Source organism: Spirosoma validum (assembly GCF_014699035.1).
In the GTDB taxonomy this organism is placed as follows: Bacteria; Bacteroidota; Bacteroidia; order Cytophagales; family Spirosomataceae; genus Spirosoma; species Spirosoma validum.
The window spans coordinates 1-19,791 of record NZ_JACXAA010000029.1 but is presented as its reverse complement, the minus strand read 5'-3'; the positions used below and the strand labels follow the sequence as shown (position 1 = coordinate 19,791).

At 51.2% G+C, this 19,791-nt stretch carries 18 protein-coding genes and 1 pseudogene; 15 read left to right on the top strand and 4 right to left on the bottom strand.

The window, feature by feature from the left end:
• The first annotated feature begins 86 nt into the window (after positions 1-86).
• Both IC230_RS32955 and IC230_RS32950 read left to right on the top strand, forming a co-directional pair.
• Positions 87-2,744: an excinuclease ABC subunit UvrA gene (locus tag IC230_RS32955; RefSeq protein ID WP_191043346.1), complete on the top strand. Its 2,658-nt coding sequence runs from the start codon at positions 87-89 to the stop codon at positions 2,742-2,744.
• A 383-nt stretch (positions 2,745-3,127) separates the two neighbouring features.
• The gene (locus IC230_RS32950) at positions 3,128-3,466 is read left to right on the top strand and encodes a phosphoribosylpyrophosphate synthetase (RefSeq protein WP_190889275.1); all 339 of its coding nucleotides are present in this window, start codon (positions 3,128-3,130) and stop codon (positions 3,464-3,466) included.
• Between the two features lie 114 nt (positions 3,467-3,580).
• On the opposite strand, the gene IC230_RS32945 is transcribed toward IC230_RS32950, so the two are convergent.
• Positions 3,581-3,805 carry a GreA/GreB family elongation factor gene (locus IC230_RS32945; RefSeq protein WP_191043345.1) on the bottom strand — a complete coding sequence of 75 codons (225 nt, stop codon included), beginning with the start codon at positions 3,803-3,805 and terminating at the stop codon, positions 3,581-3,583.
• Positions 3,806-3,907: 102 nt separating this feature from the next.
• On the opposite strand from IC230_RS32945, the gene IC230_RS32940 reads away from it, so the two are divergent.
• Both IC230_RS32940 and IC230_RS32935 read left to right on the top strand, forming a co-directional pair.
• Entirely contained in the window at positions 3,908-4,261 is a 354-nt protein-coding gene (locus tag IC230_RS32940) for a TerB family tellurite resistance protein (protein ID WP_191043344.1), read from the top strand.
• Between the two features lie 91 nt (positions 4,262-4,352).
• On the top strand, positions 4,353-5,060 hold the full coding sequence (locus IC230_RS32935; RefSeq protein WP_191043343.1) for a TerC family protein: 708 nt from the start codon (positions 4,353-4,355) through the stop codon (positions 5,058-5,060).
• A 160-nt stretch (positions 5,061-5,220) separates the two neighbouring features.
• Here IC230_RS32935 and IC230_RS32930 read toward each other — a convergent pair whose 3' ends face one another.
• Positions 5,221-5,598 (bottom strand): winged helix-turn-helix transcriptional regulator, encoded by a 378-nt coding sequence (locus IC230_RS32930; RefSeq protein WP_191043342.1) that lies wholly within the window; start codon positions 5,596-5,598, stop codon positions 5,221-5,223.
• Positions 5,599-5,692: 94 nt separating this feature from the next.
• On the opposite strand from IC230_RS32930, the gene IC230_RS32925 reads away from it, so the two are divergent.
• From IC230_RS32925 to IC230_RS32910, 4 genes and pseudogenes are all read left to right on the top strand, one after another.
• Positions 5,693-6,796, top strand: a complete 1,104-nt coding sequence (locus IC230_RS32925; protein WP_191043341.1) for a Gfo/Idh/MocA family protein — start codon at positions 5,693-5,695, stop codon at positions 6,794-6,796.
• Between the two features lie 147 nt (positions 6,797-6,943).
• Positions 6,944-7,360: a DMP19 family protein gene (locus IC230_RS32920; protein WP_191043340.1), complete on the top strand. Its 417-nt coding sequence runs from the start codon at positions 6,944-6,946 to the stop codon at positions 7,358-7,360.
• Positions 7,361-7,546: 186 nt separating this feature from the next.
• Positions 7,547-8,269 (top strand): annotated as a pseudogene (gene ccsA, locus IC230_RS32915) (cytochrome c biogenesis protein CcsA).
• A gap of 10 nt (positions 8,270-8,279) precedes the next feature.
• Complete coding sequence (locus IC230_RS32910) at positions 8,280-8,426, top strand: CcmD family protein (RefSeq protein WP_191043339.1); 147 nt, start codon at positions 8,280-8,282, stop codon at positions 8,424-8,426.
• Between the two features lie 113 nt (positions 8,427-8,539).
• Here the strand turns inward: IC230_RS32910 and IC230_RS32905 are convergent, their stop codons facing one another.
• A complete protein-coding gene (locus IC230_RS32905; protein ID WP_223861013.1) occupies positions 8,540-9,361 on the bottom strand; it encodes an alpha/beta hydrolase in 822 nt (273 codons plus the stop codon).
• A gap of 385 nt (positions 9,362-9,746) precedes the next feature.
• Between IC230_RS32905 and IC230_RS32900 the strand changes: the two genes are divergently transcribed.
• Positions 9,747-10,277, top strand: a complete 531-nt coding sequence (locus IC230_RS32900; protein ID WP_191043338.1) for a nuclear transport factor 2 family protein — start codon at positions 9,747-9,749, stop codon at positions 10,275-10,277.
• Between the two features lie 272 nt (positions 10,278-10,549).
• Here IC230_RS32900 and IC230_RS32895 read toward each other — a convergent pair whose 3' ends face one another.
• Positions 10,550-11,146, bottom strand: coding sequence for a MarR family winged helix-turn-helix transcriptional regulator (locus tag IC230_RS32895; protein WP_191043337.1), 597 nt, complete (start codon positions 11,144-11,146; stop codon positions 10,550-10,552).
• A gap of 104 nt (positions 11,147-11,250) precedes the next feature.
• On the opposite strand from IC230_RS32895, the gene IC230_RS32890 reads away from it, so the two are divergent.
• The 6 genes from IC230_RS32890 to IC230_RS32865 all read left to right on the top strand — a co-directional run.
• The gene (locus IC230_RS32890) at positions 11,251-11,616 is read left to right on the top strand and encodes a VOC family protein (protein ID WP_191043336.1); all 366 of its coding nucleotides are present in this window, start codon (positions 11,251-11,253) and stop codon (positions 11,614-11,616) included.
• A 456-nt stretch (positions 11,617-12,072) separates the two neighbouring features.
• Complete coding sequence (locus IC230_RS32885; protein WP_191043335.1) at positions 12,073-14,607, top strand: FG-GAP repeat domain-containing protein; 2,535 nt, start codon at positions 12,073-12,075, stop codon at positions 14,605-14,607.
• A gap of 180 nt (positions 14,608-14,787) precedes the next feature.
• Positions 14,788-15,627, top strand: a complete 840-nt coding sequence (locus IC230_RS32880) for a Fic family protein (RefSeq protein WP_191043334.1) — start codon at positions 14,788-14,790, stop codon at positions 15,625-15,627.
• 436 nt (positions 15,628-16,063) lie between these two features.
• Complete coding sequence (locus IC230_RS32875; RefSeq protein ID WP_191043333.1) at positions 16,064-18,847, top strand: response regulator; 2,784 nt, start codon at positions 16,064-16,066, stop codon at positions 18,845-18,847.
• A 267-nt stretch (positions 18,848-19,114) separates the two neighbouring features.
• Positions 19,115-19,351 carry a hypothetical protein gene (locus IC230_RS32870; RefSeq protein WP_191043332.1) on the top strand — a complete coding sequence of 79 codons (237 nt, stop codon included), beginning with the start codon at positions 19,115-19,117 and terminating at the stop codon, positions 19,349-19,351.
• A 133-nt stretch (positions 19,352-19,484) separates the two neighbouring features.
• A partial coding sequence (locus IC230_RS32865) for a hypothetical protein (RefSeq protein WP_191043331.1) occupies positions 19,485-19,791 on the top strand: 307 nt, incomplete at its 3' end.

The following is a 19,791-nucleotide window of genomic DNA, read 5'->3' as shown; positions in this document are numbered from 1 at the left end:
GTCCAACTTTGTTTGCCTAACGAGGTTAACGAAAAAGTGTACATGTTGCCATTTTATAGCAATCTCTCCAAGTATCTTCTTTTCCCATGGCTCGACGAACAAACGCCAACGACCAGGACGATAAAGCCGCATCCGGATATGTCCGCGTGCGGGGAGCTCGTGAGCACAACCTCAAAAATATCGACGTCTCAATACCACGAAATCAGCTGGTGGTTTTCAGCGGTGTCTCCGGTTCGGGCAAGTCGTCCCTTGCCTTCGGCACCCTCTTTGCCGAAGCACAGCGACGGTATCTTGAATCGGTTTCCCCGTATGCCAGACGGCTGATCGATCAGGTCGGCGTGCCGGATGTCGATGCCATTGACGGCCTGCCACCCGCCGTCGCCCTACAGCAACAACGCGGCACGCCCAATGCCCGCTCGACCGTAGGTAGTCTGACGACACTCTCGAGCCTGGTGCGCATACTCTACTCGCGCGTGGGTACATACCCCCCCCGCCAGACGATGCTCTATGCAGAGGATTTTTCCTTCAACACCCCGCAAGGGGCTTGTCCCCGCTGCCAGGGTATGGGCCGGGTGCACACCATGACGGAAGAGTCGATGGTTCCAGATCCGTCGCTGACCATCCGCCAGCGGGCCATTGCCGCCTGGCCCACGGCCTGGGGTGGTCAGAACCTGCGCGACATTCTAGTCTCACTGGGCTATGACATCGACCTACCCTGGAAAGACCTACCCAAAACCGATCGACAGTGGATTCTCTTTACGGACGAGCAGCCGACGGTTCCCGTCTATGCAGGCCTCACCCCAGCCGAAACGCGTCAGGCTCAGCGACTAAAGATGGAACCGAGCTATCAGGGAACCTTCAGCAGCGCCCGGCGAAATCTGGAGCACACGCTTGCCAATACGGAAAGCGCAGCCATGCGCAAACGCGTGTTGCAGTTTATGATCAGTAGCCCCTGCCCGGTATGCAAGGGCAAACGCTTAAAGCCCGAGGCACTTTCGGTTACCTTCGCCGGCTACGACATCGGCGATCTCTCGCACCTCTCCCTGGCCCAACTGGCAAACGTTATCCGGCCGGCAGCAAATGGCGAGTTTGCCTCCGACATAAATCCGTCAACGTCGCTGGTGAGTCGTCAGGCGGCAAAAGCTGCGCTGGATAAGCGCCAGCAGGCAGGTGGCTCGGCGCACAAGGGCGCTTTTGATGTGCGCCGTACGGATGATCTCTCGCCTGAAAAGCGTATCGCTGCCGAGCGCCTGTGCGGTGATCTGCTGGATCGCCTGACCACGCTCATCGAGCTTGGCCTTGGTTACCTGTCGCTTGACCGCAGCACGCCCACCTGCTCATCCGGTGAGTTGCAGCGGCTGCGGCTGGCCACTCAGCTCTCCTCCCAGCTTTTTGGGGTCATCTATGTGCTGGACGAGCCGACGGCCGGGCTGCACCCGGCCGATGGCCATGCGCTCTTCGACGCACTGGACAGGCTCAAAGCGTCGGGCAACTCGCTTTTCGTGGTCGAACACGATGTTGAGATGATGCGCCGTGCCGATTGGCTGGTTGATGTTGGCCCTGAAGCGGGCAGTGCGGGCGGACGCATTCTCTACAGTGGCGAACCACAAGGCCTTAGGCAGGTCAGCGAGTCCCGTACCAGACCCTACCTGTTTGAGGAAACAGCCCGGCTGGCCTCCCCCAACCGTCCCCCTACAGGCTGGCTGGGCCTGGAAGGAGTTCGACGAAATAATCTCAAGGGCGTTCATGTTTCGTTTCCGCTGGGTTGCTTTACCGCCGTGACCGGTGTCTCGGGGTCCGGCAAATCCAGTCTGGTGAGCCAGTCGCTGCTGGATCTGGTGGCAGCGCACCTGGGCATGAGACGGGAAGAGGCCGAGGAAGATGCGCTGGAGGAGGCCCCGGCCGAAAAAACCATCGGTCGATTGGGGGGCGATGTCGATGCCATACAGCGACTTGTTGAGGTGGATCAAAAACCAATCGGAAGAACACCACGCTCTAACCTGGCAACCTATACCGGGCTTTTTGATCAGGTCAGAAAACTCTTTGCCGCCACACCGGAGGCACGTCGGAGACACTTCGATGCTGGCCGCTTTTCCTTCAACATCGCCAAAGGGCGGTGCCCAACCTGTGAGGGAGAAGGCCAGGTCAGCATCGAGCTGCTGTTCATGCCGAGCGTTTATGCCCCCTGTCCGACCTGTCATGGCACCCGCTATAACGAAAAGACGCTGGCGATTACCTGGAATGGCAAATCCATTGCGGATGTGCTGGGCATGACGGTTGACGAAGCCTGCCTGTTTTTTGCCCAGGAAGCGTTGGTGTTGCGATCCCTCGACACCTTGAGGGATATTGGTCTTGGTTATCTCAAGCTGGGACAAAGCGCGACCGAACTTTCCGGTGGTGAGGCCCAGCGCATCAAGCTCGCCACCGAACTGCAACGTACGCAACGCGGTACCACCCTCTACGTGTTGGACGAGCCGACCACCGGCTTGCATCCGCGCGATGTCGACCGTCTTCTTGTTCAGCTGAACCGCCTGGTTGATGCCGGTAATACCGTTATCGTTGTCGAGCATGATATGCGCACGGTCGCCCAGTGCGATTGGGTCATTGATGTGGGGCCCGGAGCCGGGAATCACGGGGGCACGATCGTTGCGGCCGGAACACCTGCCGAGATCGCCGAGAATAAGGCGAGTCGCACGGCACCTTTCCTGGCGAACAGCCTGAAGCCAGCGCCAACTCCCCCCTAATCAACGCCACAACAAGTCTATGCGCTTCCAAGTTAGTTTCTGGTAACCCCCATAGCCGATATCAAATAATGGTTTATATAAATCATCCGGATGGATACCGGCAGCGAACTTGCGGATCGTTTAATTAAGCTCATCAAACCAAACTTTTATCCGTTTATAAGTACGTCATCGCTCGTTGTCATCATGAAAGCCGGGGATTAACTTCTACTGGAGAGCGACCGGAATAAGGCTGCCTTTACAATTTAGACTATAGTACAGTGCCCGTCCGATTAAGGAGTTACTGCTTTGTTATAGGACAGCCAATTTTTACTCAAAACAGCTTTTAAACGCCTGAAAATCCGTTGAACAAGTTGATCCGTCGATTACTCAAAACGTACGCAGATATGGAAGATTTTAACCCGGCAGAAAACCCATACGTCACCCTTTCAGGAACCATGAATGAACTACGCAAGCAAGGCTACGTAGAAGATTTTAATTTGCTACAACAATGCCTTGAATGCCGCAACGGTCAGTATAAAGTATTTGCGGATGAGTTCACGGTAGACAGCTTCTATCGATTTGAAGGCCCCAGCGACCCGTCGGATCTGGCCATTCTGTACGCCATCTCTTCGGAACGCTATGGCCTGAAAGGGTTGCTCGTAAACGGTTATGGCATCTCCAGCGATGCCGTTACTGACGAGATGTTGCAAAAGCTAACGGTGGGGGGTAGTGGTCTAACTTAATGCGCTAATGGCTATTTGTAAATAAACTAGCAGCACGCTAAATAGTAGGGTATTCAGGCTTATTGTAGCGGTTATTGAGATAAACTTCAGGTAAAAGGCGAATGTCCGGCTCACTTAGCGGGGAAAGTCACCGGCTGATTCGGGCTGGTCGATGAGCTGGTTGATTCGAACGTTCACCGAACCAAACGGGGTAGGCAGGCTGGTTCGGGTGTCACAACTACAGCACAGTAATGCAGTGGCTAAGGATGCGAAAATGGAAATCTGGTTTTGCGAAGCGTCGACCTCTTTAGGATAGACTGAGCAAACTTCCAGTTTGCGGCCCGTATCGACGTATTCCATCACTTAACGGCTCAGGCCTACGCCTGAACTTAATAAACCCACTGCACAACACCCACCTAAGATGAATCCGGACTAGTAGCCAACCACTTAACTCGACCGATTATGTATTCCCCTGATGTAGCCATGGGTTTAGGCAGTATCGTCTATGCTCTCTGTAAACTCGACGGCCAACTCCACCAACTGGAAACGAAGGTGGCTCGTGACCTGCTGGCCGAATCGCCCTATAATGATTTAGCGATTTGCGCCCTGTTTCTGCGGGACAATGTGGGCGAACCCGCCGACGAAGCGCTTGCCTTTGGCCTGTGTCGGATAACCGACAAGCGAATCGAGCTCACGAAGGATACCAAAAAACGGTTCGTCAGTCTTCTGCTGCGCGTAGCGCGGGCCCACGACGGGATTTCACGGAAAGAACGGGTCTTCATTCGTCAGTTTTGGTGGGAACTGCAACGCACCTGAGCGGGTAAATTACCCGCCTTCAGTTGGGCCGCTGCCTTGTTCAGTTCGTTGTCACAGAACAATCTGGGTCAAACCTGCTTGACTACATAACATGAACATAATCAACCAGTTAATTTCCTTATTGACCCTGATAGTGCTGGAAACCATTCTGGGGATTGATAACATTATTTTCATCTCGATTCTGGCCGGCAAATTACCCGCTGGGCAGCAGGCCCGGTTTCGCTACTGGGGGCTTGGCCTGGCGATGCTCATGCGGCTCGGCTTGCTGACCCTGATCGCCTGGATTATGCAACTGAACAATACCCTGTTTACGGTGGCATCCATCAATATGAACGGGAAAGGGCTTATTCTGCTGGCTGGCGGCCTGTTTCTAATCTACAAAAGCACCGCCGAGATTTATCACAATGCCGAAGTGGGCAATAGTGCCAACACACCCGATACCAGGAAGGCGTCATTTCGCGATTTACTACTACAGGTACTACTACTGGATCTGGTTTTCTCCCTTGATTCTATCATTACAGCTGTGGGCATGATCGATCAGCTTTGGGTAATGTACACCGCAGTTGTCGTGTCGGTTGGAATCATGCTGGTGGCGGCCAAACCCATCAGCGAGTTCATTACCCGGCACCCATCGTTCAAAATTTTGGCCCTTTGCTTTTTACTGATTATTGGGATGTCGTTAGTGGCCGAAGGGCTGCATGTCGAGATACCTAAAGGCTATATCTACTTTGCCATGGCCTTCTCCTTTCTAGTTGACTTCATTCAGATGAAGACTGTACCAAAATCAGGCAACGGATAAAGCCGTACGCTACTAACTGGTATTGACAGTTAGTAAAAAATAATCGTCCCATAAAAACCCTCCTACCTGAGACGAATGAGCGTTCGTGTTTCGCCTTCAGTAATGGGGCGTGTACTAGTATGCCAATGATAATAGTTGACAACTATTATCATTGGCATACTTACAGTAAAGTGGACTGCTTTCCAAACTGTATATGCTTGTGCTTTTCTCCCCATCCATCAAGTAGCAGGCAAGCCGGTATTAGTTCCTGGCCAATTTCTGTCAATTCATATTCAACTCGCGGTGGCACTTCCGGGTAAACAGTCCTTGTGATTACCCCGTCCCGTTCAAGTTCACGAAGCTGAAGCGTCAGCATTCGTTCTGTAATGTTTGGAATAACTTTTTTCAGCTCTCCAAATCGCCTTTTCTCGTTTCCCAAGCGCATTAGTATAAGTAATTTCCATCTACCGCCGATCAGTTGAACAGCATAGGTCAAATTACAATCTGAGAGAAAATTACGGTTAATGCTATTGGTCGAGCTTGCCTTAAGCTTTGTCATACTTACAAAATTGTATGTATCATACATTGGGATACCTACTACGTAAAAATATTGTGGCCTGTATAGTATTGCAACGCATTTGAAAAACACATACATGGAATCTGATAAAATAAAAGTAGGCTTAATAGGCCTTAATCCAGATAGTCAGTGGGCATCCGTATCACATATCCCGTCTTTAAAACTGCTCTCGAATAAATTTGACATTATTGGCGTAGCCAATTCCACTCATGAAAGCGCAAAGAAAGCTGCCGTAGCATTCCAAATTCCCAACGCCTTTGAAAATGCGCAGATGCTGGTAGAATCCAATGACATTGACCTGGTGGTGATCACGGTGAAAGTTGCTTATCATTTTGAATTGGTAAAAGCTGCGCTCGAAGCTGGAAAACACGTTTACTGCGAACATCCGCTTGGAAACGGGTTAGAAGAAACCAAAACATTAGCCGCTTTGGCCAAAAGTAAAAATGTAATTGCGGTAGTAGGTACTCAGATGGTCGTTGCACCAGAGCTACTTTATTTAGCACAGCTTATAAATGAGGGCTATGTAGGCAAAGTTTTGTCTACTACGCTCATCGGCTCCGGCGGCAGTTGGGGCGACGAAACCGTCATTACTAATTATTATCTGTATGAAAAAGAAAATGGCGCTACTATGCTAACGATTCCACTGGGGCACACCCTGGCGGGTCTAACCAAAGTTTTAGGCGGATTCAATCAGCTTACTGCACGCATGAGCAGCAATTTTAAAAATGTGAACATAAAAGACACAGGGGCAATAAAACCCAAAACTAGCGAAGACCAGATTATGGTGATAGGAACCTTGCAAAGCGGTGCTGCCGTCACCGTTCATTATAGAGGTGGGATTTCCAGGGCCACCAACTTTTTATGGGAGATTAATGGAAGCAAAGGGGATATCCAGGTAACCGCTCCACTGGGGCATGGCCAGCAGGCTCCGTTAACCATTCATGGGGCGAGGGATGACGAAACTGAATTAAAACCTTTAACTGTGCCTGCTGAAATGTACCAAGGTTTAACTGGAAATCCGGTTATCGGCAATGTAGCCCAGATTTACAAACGACTGGCAGCAGATATTAGAAATAACACCAGGACTGCTCCTTCATTTGAGGATGCTGCGTTTCTGCATGAATTATTGAATAGGATTGAAATTTCCGCTCTTTTTAACGGGCCGTATGTTACTGGTTGAGTTTGACAGATGTTAAAATTACATTCTCAAAAAATGCTCCTCCCAGAGACGCAACATCTTTCATATGTCTTTCGGTAAGATGGCGTTCGGCGAGTAGCTATTATTGGGTCAGACATCCTAATTTTAGGGATGAACAAAAAGTCTTTAATGGATTTTCAAGCTCAATGGGAAAGCCTTGTCAACAAGGCTTTTGCCGATTACGGGTCGCTGACCAGAGACGAGCGAGTGTGGTTCAATAGTCAATCCCTACTCGGTCAGGTGGATAATGGAGGCCTGATCAGTCACTACTATAATTCAGGGGCTGATTATAATCAGGAAACCATCGAGGATCTCCAGTGGCTGGGTTTTTCGGAATTGGCTGGCCTACTCATCCGCATCAATGGACTATTTCCCGGTGGGCAGCCTTCAACCGATATTGAAGAACGGAATCAGGTGATCGATACGTGGCCGGCAGGGAAATATGATGAATTGCTGGAGCAGCTTGATGAGCAGTTTTACCAAAAGGAGCCAGAGCTTGAAAACACCTTGATCCAGCATATCGAAGCAAAGCTAAGTCCAATGTAAACGCTCCCCAATGAGACGAAGGAGCCTCACGTACCTACTTCCTAAATTTGGCGTTTCACAAAATAGTAAACTTGCAAGAATTTAACGGGTAAAGTGTTAGATGCGAGTTAAGGATAGAGCAACAAGCCACCTCCGGCAGTAGGAAACATTTTCTTAGCACTCTCTTATAAAATTACTATTTGTGTTATGTTTAAACATTGGTGGAAAGCCTTAACCGTTCTGATTCTGGCCTATGTCTTCATAGCGGGTTTGATGAGCCCGGTGCCAAAATTGCCCATTTTACATGAAGCCATCCGCAATACATTCTTCCATCCCCCTCTTTGGATCGCCATGATGGTCCTGCTGTTCGCATTGGCTATCTTCTCGATTCGTTATTTAAGAAAGGGAAAGCTGGATGACGACCTTATTTCGGTTGAGTTGGCGGACACGGCCCTGTTATTCGGGGTGTTAGGCTGTATTACAGGCTCAGTATAGGCCTATTTTGCTTGGGGGGATCTGTGGCCAAACGATCCTAAAACCAACGGGGTAGCTGTTGGTATGCTTTTATACCTTGCTTATTTTGTCTTACGAGGGTCGTTTGATGATGAAATGCGTCGGGGCCGTATTTCGGCTGTCTATAACATCTTTGCTTTTGCTGTTTTTATCCCTCTCATTCTCATTCTACCTCGTTTAACCGATTCGCTACATCCTGGTAATGGGGGTAATCCCGGATTCAATCAGTATGATGCTGACAGCTCAATAAAACGAATTATCAGGCCTGCTTTTGTAGGCTTCACTTTACTGGGTTTTTGGATTACTCAGCTTCGGGTCAGATTACGCCGGTTGGAAACGCTGTTAGATGAGCAGGATGACCTAAAAGCGGCATCGACCAAGCAATCATCCGATTTACAAAATACGCCAGACTTATAATTAACTCCTTATGGATCAGTTAACGGAATTATTACGCCAGGATGGTAAGATATGGGTGGTCGTGGCGGTGATGGGTGTGGTTCTACTAGGCTGGTTCGTGTATCTGGTTGGGATTGGTCACCGAATCAGTAAGGTCAAGCGACGAGCTAGTTGCTAGCCTTGTTTTGAGCCGACCTATTTTTTAAAAATGCGAAAAAAGCTGGACATGATATTTTTCCAGCTTTTGGGGTAGAATACTGAAAAGGCTTCTAAGAAACTTCTTCTGTTTAGTTACTTATGAACCGGGCTCCCAGCCGATTCAAGAAAGTTATTGTCCGTTAGCCAGTCGGCCATCCGCTGCGGCCAAGTGTTAATCGATTTTAAGTCCGAGCGGTCTCCCATATTGAAGGCGTGTTTGCCCTGCGTATAAATATGGGCCTCTACCCGAACCTTGGCTGCCCGATACTTCTGGAGTAACAGAACCACCACTTCTGAGCACCATACATCATCGTTGGCCACCAGTAAAAAGGCGGGAGGTGCATCGGCGGGAACACTTTTGGGAAGGCCTAGCGGGCCTGGATAAATCAGCATCTGAAAGGAGGGCCTTCCATCCAGCCGATCAATGGGATCAGGGGCATCGCTAGGGCCTTTGCCAGGGGTGTAAGCGACCAGGCTTACCACATCTCCCCCCGCTGAGAAGCCCAGCATACCCAGCCGGTTAGGGTCAATTCCAAACTCGGCCGCTTTGCTGCGAACCAGCCGCATGGCCCGGTACGCATCCTCACGGGTGTGCTTGTCGAGCGAATAAGGGGAGTTTACTTCGCTGGACAGCCGATATTTTAACACAAAGGCGGCTACACCAATGCTATTGAGGTACTGGGCTGGCTGGCGCCCTTCGGCATTGAAAACAAGCTCCCGATGCCCCCCACCTGGACAAATCACAACGGCAGCTCCCGTCGCTTTGTCTTTGGGTGGCAGATAAACCGTTATGGATGGATTATTGATATGACGCACCCAATAGTCTTCCGCCTGTTCAGGTTCGTTTCGACGATCTTCAAAGCCAGGAGCACCTTTTGGCCAAAGGGGTATCTCAGGGGGAGTTGTCTGAGCCAAAACCGCGACTGGAAACCCCACTGAAAGTGCCAGTATGGCTAGGCGAAATAGTATTGATGTAGTATTAAGCAAAACAGCGTTGTGTCAAACTGTACATGATGGATAAAGTTAAGCAGTTAGTAAAACTAATCGTCTCAGGATACCCTCCCTCCTGAGACGAATCCGCTTCTTAAATGGGGCATTTTAAGAAATGAAAGGGGTTTCGGCTATCCTACGTATCTGTTTGTCTTTGGCCCCTCTCAAATGGCTCAAACTTGCTAGCTTTTGTCCCAAATGAACTAGTTTCAACAAGAAAGAGACATTTATATTTGCCCTTTTGGTACTTCAGAGATTCATTGCTTAATTTTCTACAAATACCATCAGTTTCTCTAACTTCCTTTTTCCCATGAAAAAACACTACGTTTTCCTGCTGCTGGTTCTGGCTGGTAGCTTATCTGGCCTAGCATCAATGGCTCAGAATGCTCCCATGATCCCCAATCAAAACGCCCAACGAAACATCAAGCTGGTTAGCGACTTTGTGAAGGCGATAACCGTAACCGGTGAGCAGGACAAAGCCCGCCTTCTCCTCAGCCCCAGCTATGTTGCGCATGGCTCTAGCTGGGCCGATTCGGCAACGATTGAGCAGACGATGAAAAACTGGCAAATGGCCTACAAGAACCAGATGAACCGGAAAAATGAGTTTTCGGCTCATAGTTTTCGCATCCTCTCCGGGGCCATGAAGGGGGATTGGGTGGGCTTGTGGGGAACCTATAGCTATACCGATGTGCGGACCGGCAAAGCGATCTCGTTTCCGTATCAATACACCGCCAAAGTCGTTGAGAATAAGATTGTGAGTGATCGGACTTACTTTGATCAACTCCCCATTTTGACGGAGGTTGGTTTTAAGATTCTTCCCCCTGGCGAAGCCAGAAAGTAAGTCGTGGACAGGTTGCCATCGCACGCAAGCTCCTATTATTGGCAAACTTTCATGCAATAGATTTATGGTGGCAACCAACTATAATTACTTTCATTAAACGCTCCCGATTGAGACTAGGGGAATATTTATCAATCGGTGATAAAGTAAATTAAATTGATAAAGGGATGAATTTGAAGAGGTGCTCGGTCAGATCGTACTTATCATAGTTGATAGAAGCACTGGTTACTAATAGAGCTAATCACCCAGGAAAAAAGCCATAAACTTACCGTCTATTATTTCAGTTTAGCCGCCAACCAATGCCCAGCCAAGGAAGCCTCGATTGGTTGCAACAGATGAATACCCAACTCAACTTGCTCTTCAGCTAATTCACCAAAGCACATCTGGTTCACCTGGTTCAATCGCTGGTAGCAGGCTTCCAAGTTGCTTTGCCCTTTGCTAGTGATCGTTAACCGCTTGGTCCGCTTATCATACGCATCGCCATGTTCCAAGATTAGACCCGACTTCTTAAGTCGGTCAAGAATCAGTAAGCCGGATGATAACTCATTGAAATGAGCCGAGATGACATCAGTCTTTTTGGGATTGGTCATATAAGCTACCGAACTGAGATACAAAAACTCATCGAAGCTGTTCAGGCCGCATTCTTTAAAAGCAGCCAGGGCATGAAGTGTATGCAACTTAGAAATCCGACCAATTAATTTAATCAGCAAGCTAGCCTTGTCAGGGGGAAGGGGGGATTGCCAAAAGGAAGCTAAACTACCTTTTGGCGCCTGACTCGCTAAGTAAGTTTGGCAGAACTGGGCTAAATCCGCTTTGGGATTTTCTTGTTCATAACTGGCCCAAAGATTGAGCAATTCAACGGCTTTATTCATCTATATCATTTTTGATGTAAAAATAAAAAATAAAACATCACTTGTGTTGTAAAAAATCATTCCTGCTATACGTTTGCTGATGAAACATCATAACTGATACAATTATGCATGCAGTACAAGTGAAAGGATTGACGGGGGTGATTATGTCCTCACCTGAACCAAGTCGGTTGGCAACATTTTATCGGGACGTATTAGGTATTCCGCTCGCGTTGAACCGGCATGGTAATACGCCTGAACATTGGGAATGTAATTACAACGGGATTCATTATGCGGTGCTAAAACAAAAGGTGACTACGCCAGCGAACGTAAATACAGTCCTGTCCTTTGCGGTGGATGACATTGAGGGCTTTGTATCAGCACACAACATTTTATTAATTCACCCTATCATGGATCTGGGGGAAGGGGCATTTATTGCTAGCTTTAACGATCCTGACGGCAACATCCTGCGCTTTTGGATGACTAAAAACTAAAAAGCCGTTAGCCCATAACGATGATTCTCAATCATCATCGTTATGGGCTAACGGCTTTTTATGATAAATTGGTTACCGCTTCTCATAAAAGGCTCCATAAATACAGGCTGTACTTATGCCCTTGCCACAACCGTTAGCCTAGCCTCAGAAAAACGGTATCAAAATTAGGGAGGGGGTCTATCCTCTTTTCATATGTAGCAAAAGGACGTAAATAAGAGGTCAAGTTTAATTTATTGGCCGTAACCTGACACTCAATTAATTTTTTCGACCAAAAGTAGTATTATTGACTTTTTAATGTCAGTGATTTTTGACCCTCTTTTCCGAATGTTAATAGCCTTACCTGTCACGATCCCGACTTCTTCCTGGCTCCCTCAAACCTTAACTAAATATTCTATTTGTTTTCAACACGCATGCCGCCGAGCTGTAATAGTTTGGTATACCCTGAGCTTGTTGTTTTTGCTAGTTTCTACTACCGCCCGGGGCCAAAATTTTGGTCCTCAGGCTACGTTTCCGGTAGGCTATCAGCCCAACTCGGTAATCATAAAAGATGTGAATGGCGACGGTAAACCTGATCTTATCACAGCTAACAATAACAATATATCGCCTGCTAATAGCACTATATCGGTGCTATTAGGAACCGGAACCGGCAGTTTTGGCGTTGCCACCAACTATTCCTTAAGTTTTGCGCCCTTCGTGCTGGCCTTGGAAGACATCAATGGGGATAGCAAGCCCGACATCATCACGCTCAATACGAATAACAGTAACGTATCGGTGCTGTTGGGCACCGGCACCGGCAGTTTTGGGGCCGCTACTTCCTTCGCTGTAGGTAATAGCCCCCGCTCACTAGCCCTGGGAGATGTGAACGGGGATGGGAAGCCCGACATGATCATCACCAATCCATCCAGTAAGAATCTATCGGTACTATTAGGCACGGGGACGGGTAGCTTCGGCGTAGCCACTTCCTTCGCTACGGGCACTGGCACCGGCGCAATGGTCGTGAAGGATATGAACGCTGATGGAAAAGCTGACATCATCACCACTCATTTCGAGGGCAGCGCAGTGTCAGTGCTATTGGGTACGGGGACGGGCAGTTTTGGGTCTGCTACTAATTTTGCCATAGGTATTCCTCCCGTTAATTTAGTAGTGGAGGATATCAACGACGATGGGAAACTTGATGTCATCACAGCGAACGGAAGTGCTAGTACGATATCGGTGCTTTTAGGCACGGGCACGGGCAGTTTGGGAACGCCAACGAGTATAGCCTTTGACGATTGGGTCTACCCAGTAGCAGTGAGCGATATAAACGGGGATGGGAAAGCCGATATGATCACAGCCAGTTCCTATCCCACCAGTAAAGTATCCGTGTTGCTAGGGACGGGAACGGGCAGTTTTGGGGCTCAGACTACCTTTCCAGTAGGTAATAACCCTAGTTCGGTGGCGGTGGCGGATGTCAACTTGGATGGTAAGCCCGACATCATGGCGGCCAATCAGGGCAGTAGCAATGTCTCGGTGCTGCTCAATCAGCAGGTGGTTCCCCACGAAGTGAATTTTAGTCAGACTACATTTCCGGTAAGCGTTGGCCCTACTTCGGTAGCGGTGGCGGATATCAATTTGGATGGTAAACCCGACATCATTACTGCCAATCAGGGCAGCAATAATGTGTCGGTACTGCTGGGAACGAGTGCGGGCCGATTTGGCTCCCCCGCGAACTATTCGGTAGCCAATTACCCTCGTTCGGTAGCGGTGGCGGATGTCAACTTGGATGGTAAGCCCGACATGATCACCGCTAATAGTAGTAGTAATAATGTCTCCGTACTGATAGGCACAGGTACCGGAAATTTCGGGGCTGCTATTAACTTCGCCGTGAGTGAACGTCCCTACACGATAGCGGTGGCGGATGTCAACAGAGATGGCAAGCCTGACATCATCACCGCTAATGTGGGTAGCCCCACGGTGTCGGTATTGTTAAGTACAGGGAACGGCAGTTTTGGACCCGCCACCAATTTCGCTGTGACCGGCAATCCAAACATGTTCACTACCTCAATAAAGGTAGAGGATGTCAATAGCGATGGCAAACCCGATATTATCACCACTTGCTTCGGCAATATTGTATCGGTATTGTTAGGTACAGGGACCGGCAGTTTTGGGGCCGCTACCATTTTTGCCGTTGGCGTTACCCCCACGTCGGTCGCGCTAGGCGATGTGAACAGCGATGGTAAAGTTGACATCATTGTCTCCAATCAGAATGATAACAATATATCCGTGTTGCTAGGCAAGGGTGCGGGCAGCTTTGGAACTGCTACCAACTTCGCGGTGGGCAGTTTCCCCGCTTCGGTAGCGCTGGGGGATATGAACAGCGACGGTAAACTCGACATCATTGCCAGTAATTTTTTCGGGAATACCGTGTCGGTGCTCTTAGGGATGGGAACGGGTAATTTCGAGACCGCTACCACCTTCGCCGTGGGTAATTCTCCTCAATACGTAGTGATCAAGGATGTCAATAGCGATGGCAAGCCTGACATTATTACCGCTAATGGCAACGATGCCAGTGTATCGGTGTTACTAAATGTGCCGGTGGCTGACCTGACCCTGCTACTCTATGCCCGGCCGACGCTGGTCTATGGTACGGGCCCCATCTCGGTAGTGGTGGATGTGATCGAAACCAACGGGGTAGCCAGCAGTGGCCCCATTACGGTCAAAATTACCAAAGATGCCAAAATGAGCCTGAGTCTGAATGGGGCCTTAACCAGCGTGGAGGGTCGCAATGTGAAGAATGGGAGCTGGAGTTTGAGCAGCGATGCATCCTACTACATCCTCACCACCAATGAGTCGATTGCCGGGGGCAACAAGCTCAGCGTTGGCTTAACGGGGCAACTGGTTGCGGGCAGCACTACAGGCGTAGTCAACTGCAGTGCGACGGTATTGGGTGGTGGAGAAATCAACATGACTAACAACATAGACGCCGATAAGGTGGATTATTTCCAGCAGTAAAGCGAGATGGTTAATAGGGTAAGCCACCGGATTTGGAGGACAGCCTAAGTTGATGGCTTACCCGATACTGATGCATGGCACAATCTCACAAAAGCCTAGTTTTAGAGGCCGTTCGCGCCCGAGCCAGCATCTTTCGTATCTTTGAATAACTCTCCTTGCTCAATCGCCTGACCGCTCACCATGGCTCAAATCACATCCTCTACCGCTCCAACGTTGCCCGAACTGATCAAGCAATACCAAGCGCTCATCACCGGCGTGATTAACTTTGAGCTGTATAACCAAATGGTGCACACCCATCATTCGACTGCTATCGAAGGCTCGACTCTAACACTGCTGGAGACCCAGACCTTGTTAGAAAAAGGGCTTACGGCGGGGGGCAAGCCACTGGAACACCACTTGATGGTCGTTGATCATCAGACCGCTCAACAACTGGTCCTCGACTGGGCCACCCAACATGAGCCCCTGAACCGGGATCGGCTACAGGCCATTGCCGCAGCGGTCATGCGCCAGACGGGTGGACCGACCAACACCCTGTTGGGTACCTTCGATTCGAGTCGGGGACAATTCCGCACGGTTAGCGCCATGGCCGGTAGCCGCATGTTTATGGATGCTAAGAAGGTCCCGGCAGCCGTGGACACGTTGCTCAAAGAGATGAACACGCTGTTGCCCGCAGCCAAAACAGTCCGGCAGGTCTATGACCTTTCCTTTCAGGTACACTTTCAATTAGTCAGTATTCATCCCTTTGGCGATGGCAACGGGCGCACCTCTCGGCTGCTGATGAATTATGTTCAGCAGTATCATGGCTTGCCCTTGAGCCTAGTGTATGCCCAGGATCGGACAGCTTATATAGCTGCCCTAGAAGAGTCGCGTCGGCAGGAAGTGACCAAGCCGATGTCAGATTTTATGTACGGTCAGCTCACCCACTTTCTTACTCAGGAGATTGCCCGCTTAACCAAGCCACAAGTACCTAAGAAGGGGGACGTATTGAAAAACAAAGGGGGGCTGACTTTACTTTTTTAGGTGATTGCTGGCCAACGAGAAGCTATTGTAACGGTTTTAGCTTTAGGTAAGCTACCATTATCTACCTGCTTCGTGAAATGGGCGTTTACTGACACATTAGTATAGAACTGGATCTATCCGACGTCAGAAGCGATACGAGTACCACCACATAACGACTTTATGGACAATGCGCTATAAAATGGGGCCGCATAAACTGTGGACATGCGTTGATCGGCTTTGGCCAGGCATTGCCTTACAGGTGTCAAATGAGCGAATTAACCGGGTGCGGTTAGACAATTTAAGGTATCTTTGAGATAAAGTACCGGTGCATTTGAACTGATGGGCACCCTTGGAGGGCTGGTTTGTTTCGCCCGCCGGATGGGCAACAAGAGAGCGCCCCATAAATGAAAACCACCTCAATCGATACCGCATACCCCATGACCACTTAGCTGACGAGATGCCCCGGACGTTTCTGTATTTATTGGTGCTTGGTCTATGGCCTTTCCTGGTGCCAGAAGCCCGGGCTCAGACGACCATCAACCAACTGCCCGCTGTGGCGGCCCAACAACCCCGCCTGTTAATCGGCGAGTATATGGTCGATTCCACCGACCGGCTCACTATCGAGCAAGTGACCCACCGCCCCCTTCGCTGGCAGCCGATGGTTGAGCCAACCCTGGTGCTGGGCTTCACGCCCCATCCGGTCTGGTGCCGATTGACCCTGCAACAACCCACCCCAGCCCCGCGCACCTACGCCCTGGAACTGACCAATTTCTACGTTGATAGCCTAAGCCTCTACCAGCCCGACTCGCTTAGGGGATGGCACACCCAATTCGCCGGCGATGGGATTCCCTATGCCCGGCGGACGCCCAGGACCCGCTATCCCACCCTGTATGTAACCCTGCCAGCAACCGCCCCCCAGACCCTCTACGCCCGCATTGTCTCCACCCAGCACCACAACTATGCCTGGCGGGCCTGGGATCGGGCCACCTTTGATACGGTGCGTCTGCCCGATGTTGACCGGTACGTTATGTTTACGCTGGCGACGATGCTGGCCCTGTTCGAGCTGATGCTCCTGCTGTTTATGCATCCCTACGGGGTGCTGCGGGCCTATGCCCTCTCGTCCCTGGTGGTTTGTTTGAGTGTGCTCTTTGGGGCCGGTTACCCGGGTATCTACTTTCCCCATTCCCCGTATTGGGCCAATACCAGTCATTATATGGCTGTTGGCTTGGTGATGCCCGCGGTCGCCTACTACATCACGGTTGCCTTCCGGCTGGCTCAACTCCGCCCCCGGCTGGTTTGGCTCTACCGGGGATTTGGCGCCCTGGGGGTATTGTACGCCGGGTTAAGTTTGGTGGTGCGGCACGCCTACCTCACCTGGGCCTTCATCACTGTCTTAGCCATCATGTACGGCTTTACGCTTCTTTTGTTCTGGTTCCTGCTGCTGAGAAAACAGCAGCCCGTCCTGTGGAACATTCCGGCCATGCTCATCGCCTTACCCGTGTATACCTACTACTACGGACGTAATGCGGGCTTCTTTCCCGGCTCGGTCAGCGAGGAGGCCATTACCCAGGTCATGTTCATTAGTTTTGCGTGTGAACCCCTCTTTGTGGTGCTCATCCTCTGGCATACCACCCGGGAGGGCATCCGAACGGCCGCCAGGCTGAGCGTCGAACAGGCGCAACGCGAAGCGATTCTGGCCATGGATACACTCAAAACGACCTTTTTTGCCAACGTCTCCCACGAGCTGCGCACACCGCTGACCCTGATCCTGGGGCCCCTGGGCAGCCTGCTGAAGCAACCGCCGGCCGACGAACGTAGTGGCGAACTCCTCCGAACAGCGCACCAAAACGCCCGCCGACTGCTCGACCTGGTTAACGAAATCATGGACCTGACCAAACTGGACGCCGGTAAGCTGGAGGTAGCCCATGAACCGGTCCTGCTTCGTGGGCTCGTCGAGCGAATCGTGGCCAACTTCGAGGTATTGGCGCGTCAGTCGGAGATTTACCTTCAGTTGGTGTATAAAGCAGACCCGACGCTCATCCTGGATCTGGATGGGAACAAGTTTCAGAAAATACTCGACAATTTGCTGATCAATGCCCTCAAATTTACCCCATCCGGGGGATCGATTATCGTGACTGTAACGGATCGGGCTGGCCGCATTCAGCTGGCCGTGCGGGACACGGGACGGGGGATTTACCCCGATGACCTGCCGTACGTATTCGATCGGTACGTTCAGAGCCGCCAGCCGGGTGCACCCAGCGAGGGGGGCACGGGCATCGGGCTGGCGCTGTCGGCCGAATTGGCCACCCTGCTGGGGGGGACGTTGCGGGTGGAAAGCGAGTGGCAGCAGGGCACTACGTTCTTTCTGGAAATTCCCGGGCGTAGAGTCGAACCCGGAATCGTTACGCTGATTCCTGATACCGAAACGGAAGCAGCCGGCCTGAACGATACAGGACCCCTCATACCCCTGCCGGTTCACCCCAATCGTCAGAAGACGACGCTATTGCTGGTGGAAGACGATAGCAGCCTGCGGCACTATCTGACGGCCATTCTTCAGCCCAATTTTACGGTTTTGGCAACGCCGAATGGACAGGAAGCCCTCAATCGGCTTGCTACGTTATCAACGCTGCCCTCGCTGATCATCTCCGACCTGATGATGCCCCTGCTGGATGGCTTTCAACTGCTGGAAACGCTCAAACAAAGCGATACGTACCGACACATTCCGGTGGTGATGCTGACGGCCCGGGCCGATGAGGCCGATAAACTTCAGGCCCTGCGGCTGGGGGTGGATGACTACCTGCTCAAACCCTTCGATGAAGACGAGCTGATGGCCCGTGTGCTGAACCTGCTCACTAATGTACAGCATCGCCAGCCGCCGACAAGTAGCGATGGGGCTGCTACTGAAGCGATGAAACCGGTGCCCCTCCTGTCGAGCGGGGATATGGACTGGCTGAAACGGCTGGAAGGCCAGGCGCAGGCCCAGTTGAGCCAGTTTGAGCTGACGGCCGATCAACTGGCGGCTGCCATGTCGGTAAGCCGCAGCACGCTGTTCCGGGAGGTCAGACGGCTGACGGGCCTGACCCCGGCTCAGTACATCACCGAGGCCCGGCTGCAACAGGCCCGCCACCTGCTGGAAAATCGGCGGGTGTCCTCGGTGAAGGAGGTGGGCTTGCGGCAGGTCAAACGCTTTTCCGCTGCGTTCAAAAGTCGGTTTGGGAAGCTCCCCTCCGATTATCTGTAAGCAGGGTGCAGGGCCTTTGGTGTTTATCGATGAGTGAAAGGCAGAGGCCTCGCCTGCCAGGCTGATGAGCGGCTATTACTTGGCTGATTTTGGCGGTTGAGACGCTGGGGTACCCAGGTTGAGACGCTGAGGTACCCTCAGACACGGCTATGGGCCTAAGTTGAGACGCTGGGGACCGGGTGAAGAGCTAGTTTTGAGGCTGGTTAAAGTAGCCGATTTGAGTTGCCCGGCTGCTAGCGACCGACTCATTCATTTTCCGGTAAAGCCTTGACGTACCCGTCCTCTTATCCGCTCACCCGCCCCCCAAGGCGCGGGTTACAATTTCCCCACTTCCCCAAAGCCGCTCCGGGGCGGCTCCCTGACATTATCGGGCAACTCATTGTCTACAGTGGTTTGCTGGCCCTGCTGTGCTATCTGCTCTGGTGGAACGGATATTATCAGGCCCGCCTGGATCGTCCCAATGACCCGACAAAAGCCCGCCTTCATTGTCCGGCAAACGAGTAACGTAGCGTCAGCCTCCGGCAAGGTCAGGCGGTAGTCAGTCCGACTGCGCTGGTTAGTTCATAGGGGATGACGTATCAACCCGCCAACACTTTATATCGCTGAATGTAGCTCAATCAATAGTCCTAATCTATATATGCACAATTTATTTACCAAAATCAGTTTTTTGCGTTCGGTCGTCGGTCGGTATGGCCTGTTGGGGTTACCCACTAGGGAATTTCGCTGGTGGTGGCTTTCTTTGTTTTTGGGCTGGGTATCCTTGCTGGGGGTAGGTGAGCCGAGGGCCCGGGCGCAGAACGGCCCGGCCTGCAGCAGCTTCGCCACCACCCGGTCTATTCCCACAGGGCTGGGTAGTAACAATGTGCAGGGGGTGTATGCGGTGGGCAGCACGGTCTATGCCGCCACGCTTGGTGGGCTGAGCATCTCCACCGATGGGGGAACCA